Annotated in this window: 3 protein-coding genes; all 3 read left to right on the forward strand. The window is 69.2% G+C overall.

Annotated features, from left to right (window positions below; all coding sequences use genetic code 11):
• A partial coding sequence (locus tag AC2VNT_RS14850; protein ID WP_486947583.1) for a SaeA-related protein occupies positions 1–1,569 on the forward strand: 1,569 nt, incomplete at its 5' end.
• Positions 1,566–4,031: a GAP1-N2 domain-containing protein gene (locus AC2VNT_RS14855; protein WP_486947584.1), complete on the forward strand. Its 2,466-nt coding sequence runs from the start codon at positions 1,566–1,568 to the stop codon at positions 4,029–4,031. The genes AC2VNT_RS14850 and AC2VNT_RS14855, both read left to right, overlap by 4 nt.
• Positions 4,032–4,087: 56 nt before the next feature.
• The coding region (locus tag AC2VNT_RS14860; protein WP_486947585.1) for a hypothetical protein at positions 4,088–4,751 on the forward strand (664 nt) is incomplete at its 3' end.

The following is a 4,751-nucleotide window of genomic DNA, read 5'->3' on the forward strand; positions in this document are numbered from 1 at the left end:
GGCGAGCCAGCTGACCGCTATCTGGTGTACCGGCTTGTCAGTACCGAGACGGATCGCGGCTACTCCCCGGACAACGGGCACCTGGTGGCATCCACCCGGGCCACCTCGGCGATCGACGACCGCCCCGCGGTCTCGGCGGTTCGTCATCTTCAGGTATGGGTGAATGCCGGTTCGTCACAGGCGAATGCGTTCGCCGCACAGCCGGTGCTGCACGCCGCCGGCGTGGTCATCGGGGCCCCGCACGGTGTCGACATCCGGGACGACAGCGGCCGGGTCGTCGGGCAGTGGCCGGCAATCCCGGGAGTCACCGCCGTCCATGTCTACCGAATCCCGCCCGAGCAGGCCGGCCGGGGCGGCCCGGCGTTTCGGATCGCGGCGGACAGCGCCAACCTGACCGGCTTCATCGACCACGACGCCGAACGCGGCCGCCACTACGTGTATCGGGTGCGGTGCGAGGTCGAGGTCGACGGCGTGGTCCGGCTCTCCGAGGCGGTCGACACCGAGATCGCCGTCTCCGCGGTGCTCGAGCCGGTAGCCGACCTGGCGTTGACCATGCACGGCGACCGGGGCGGCACCGTCTTCGACCTGCAGTGGACGGCTCCCCGGGTCGGCCGGGTGCTGGTATTCCGCACCCCGGCCGCGGCGAGCGCGGACGCGCACTCGTTCGACCTCGATGAATCGGTGCTCGGCCAGGTGGGGCTGCCTTCCGATGCGCAACTGGTCCATCCGGTGGAGGAGCGCACCGACGAACACGGCACCCGCAAGTCGTCGATGATCGGAGTGCCCTGGCCGAAGGACTGGAGTCGGGCGTACTTCACCCCGGTCACCGTGGTGGACGGGCGGGCCCGCCTCGGCGAGAGCATCTCGTCGGTGCGCACCGGGTGGGTGACCGACGTGGCGCTGCTGGAGTACTGCAACAAGCAGGTGCTCACCTTCGGATGGCCGGAGGGCGCGGCATCGGTGGTCGTCTACCTCGCGCCGAAGGGGCACGACCCACGGCGGGGGCTGAGCGGTCGGTCCTACGAGATCGCCCTGGCCGACTACGAGAAGTACGGCGGCATGCAGTTCGTCGGTACGCTCCCCAGCCGCGGATGCTCACTGCATCTGGTCCCGGTCGCGTTCAGCGGTGGCCGGCCGGTACGCGGTCTGCCCACCTCGATCGAGTACGACGGGTTGCTGCGACTCTGGTACGACGTCCGGGTCGGTCGGGATCCAGTCGGTGCCCCGATCAGCGCGGCCGTGTGCGTGCGCGCCGAAGGGGAGACCGCCGGATCGCCACCGTTCGTGCTGATCAACAACAGCGAGCGGATACCGTTGAGCGCCACCGACGGCACCGCGGTCGACGTGGCCCGGGTCGACCCTGATGGACATCCGATCACCGGTCGTTCCAAGGAGTTTCAACTGTCAAACACCGCCTCCGGCAACGAGACCTGGAACGGTGACGTGCGCGGCCTGCGCGGTTGGATTCGGTTGTTCGCCAACCTGCCGCCGAATCGCCTGCGGTTGCTGGCGCTGCTCGACCCCTCGATCGACGCGTTGATGCTGACACCGGGCACGATCCCGAGATGACGGAGCGTTTCGGGCAGCTCGGTTACACCTCGCTCGACGCCGGTGCCGGTCCCGGCGGTTGGCAGGTGAAGGAGACCAACGGTCAGATCACCGCGGAGGAATCCCGGCTGCTGGTCACCGGAATCCACACCACGATCAACCCGGTCGCGCCGCTGCCCCGTTACCCGACACCAGACCAGATCGGCGCCCTGCCACACCGGTTGGCGTACCGGCGCGTCGGCGAGCGTGTCTCTGCGTACTGGCACACCGCGCCAGCTGGTTTCGACGACAGCGGCCGTCCCGGCAACGCGTTCGTCCATGCCGTCCTGGACCGTGACGCGTTCCGGGCGGAAGATCTGCTGCGCCCCATCGAACGGTGGGGGTCGCGGGGTTGGCTGACGCCGTACGGCGCCGAGGCGATCCGTGCTGCGCACCTTCCCGGCGAGCCGCCCCCACCCGGGTGTCTGGTTGGGGCCGGAACCGTGGTCGATTTCATCTGTGACACCGAAACCTGGCGCCTCAACACACTGTGCGGCCTGCTCGACGCGGTCGCCGCGGCGCTCGGCGGCGGCCCGACCGTGGTACTCGGCGTCGACAGCATCCAGTCAGCCGCACTCTGGATCGGCGCGGTGAGCTTCCTGACGTCCGCCGGAACCGCAGGCAGACTGGGCTTTTCCACCTTCGAACGAGGGTATGACCTGCAGCATGCACTGCGCGACTTACTGCATCTGGTCGTGGTACCGCGATGCGACCTGCCCGGGGTGTCGGAGCGGGTGCTGGTTATCGACGAAGCCGAGGAGCTGTCAGTCGGTGAACTGCACCGTCAACCGCACCACACCGCTCGCGGGCAGCCCATCGCCGTGACGCCGTGGTCGGCCATGGCTCAGGTCGTCTTGGTCGACCCGCTGTCCGCCGCTCAGGTGATCGTCGACATCGACGAGCTCACCCGCCGCATCGGCGGCGCCGACCTGCCGGCCGCGTTGCCGATGGCGTTGGCGGTGCTCAACCGGGAGAGCTGGGCAGACGTCGCACCGGAAGCCAGATTGGTGATCTCGGTCGGCCCGCCCCGACTCAGGGCCGATCCGGTGATCACCGACACCGTCGAGACGGCAGTCCGGGATTCGGCGGGCGTGACGACCGCCGACGCATGGCGGGCGGTCGCCTCATCGAAGGGGCTGTTCGCCGATATCGCGAACTCCATGTATATCTGCCGGGCGCTGCGCGACCCGGAATGGCTGGCGTCGCACGGCCGCAACCCGGTGCCGGCGCGGCCGTTCGCACCCGGCACGATACCCGGATCGCTCGCCGCCGAGGCCCCGTCCACGCTGTCCACGATCGGTCGGGCCAACTCGGAAATGCTGCTGCGGGCAACGGATCTGCTGGTGTCGTCCGGGTGCGGCGACCTGGTTCGCGAGGTTGTCGAACAACAGGTGGTCCCGCTGCTGTTGGACGAGACCGCAGGCGGGCAGACGATCGATCGGCTGGGTACGGCCGTCGGCCGGCCGACGCGGGCGCTGCTTGCCGCGGCGGTTCTCGACTCCGTCGAGCGCCCGGGCGGCGCCGAGCCGTGCCAGCAGCTGCTGGAGTGGCTGGCCGACGGCGTGCCCACCCCGAGTGCACAGCAGGTGGCACAGGCCCAGCCAGGGGACCCGGTGTGGACCGCTGCGGCACTGCGCGGAGCGATCGCGCTGACGTCGGGTGCCTCGCGGAGCCGGGATCGGTTTCCGGCGTTGTGGTGGCTGTATCACCGCGGCGCGGGGGGCTCGGTCGCCGAGGTTCGATTCGACCCGGTGCCGTGGGATCCGGCCGAGTTGCTGATCGCAGTCGGGGACGGGCGCCCGCCCGTCGGACCGGCTATCGCCACGCTGGTCGGTGTGCCGGACTCCGCGGCGTTGCACAGCCTCGCCGAGCGGGTGATGGCCGCCGAGATCGGCGACCGGGCCGTCGCGTGTGCTGCGCTACGGTTGCTGGAGCCCGCGCAATGGTTGGCGACCGGGTATCTGCGGACGCACGGCGAAGAGTATGTGCAGCACTGGAACGACGTGCTGGCCGCACCGGACTTGCCACGCGCCCATCGCGACTTTTCCCGAAGACTGATCGTTCTGACGTTGCTCGCCGCGGTGGCCGATGTACCACCGCTCGACGTGTCCGTGGGGTTGATCTCCGATGCCGAGTTGGGTGCCGAGGCGGTCGACCGGATGGACGCGCTGGTCGACTCGGGCGCGGTCGACGCCAACGAACTGATCGCCGCCACACTGCTGTGCAGGTCCGGTGACGAGGCTGATGTATGTTCGCTACTGCGTTCGGCGGCCGCTCGATCGTCCACCGCGGAGAACGTCGACGCTGACACGATCATGGAGCGAATTACCGCGCTCGCGAGGGGCGCATCCGACGGTACGCTGCGCCAATACCGCCGCAGCGTGCATAGGCTACTGGCTGATCGGGCCGCGGGCGGCCGACACATCTCTCCTTGGGGCGGATGATGCCGATCTACCTTCTGGGGACCCGGACCGCGAGCATAGAAATCCTCGGCCAGCCGATGTCGGTCTCGATCAGTGGGGCGGTCGGCGATGCGCAGTTGTACGTCGATACCGCGCCGGGTCAGCGGTTCGTCCAGGCCAACCCGCACCTGGTGGTGATTCCGACGGTCACCGCCGAACTGACCGTCCGTGTGCGACCGGTGTCCGGGCCGACGTTCGGACATGACACTGTGGTGCACCTTGCGATCGGCGACGATTCGGCGAACGAGGTCGACCCGGTGCAGATAAATTTCGACCCGGTGGACGCATCCGGCTGCAGCACCATCGATTTGGCGACGATAACGCCGATCGGTGACCGGATCCAGGTGGCGGTTCGCGCCGTGGCTGATACGCCGCTCAGTCCGTTGTCCAGCCTGGCGCGCACCGCGGCGCGACGCAGCGCTGGACGGCACGGCCAGGCCGGGCGCGGCCCAGCGGTGATTGCCGTTGACACCTCCGCGTCGATGATGGAGAGCTTCTACAACGGCAGCGTCGCCGCCGCGGTCGACCTGGTCATCGGCGTCGCCGACGTGGTGGGGATCAAGGATGTCAGCGTGAGCCTGGTCGGCGAAGAATGCACACCCGTCGCGGCTCCACCGGCCGAACTGGCGCAGGCGGTGGCCCGCGCTCCGGTTCGCTGGTCGGTTGGTGCGCGGTGGTCACGGCTGCCGGCCGTCGGACACA

This window comes from Mycobacterium sp. TH-M15, assembly GCF_057473705.1.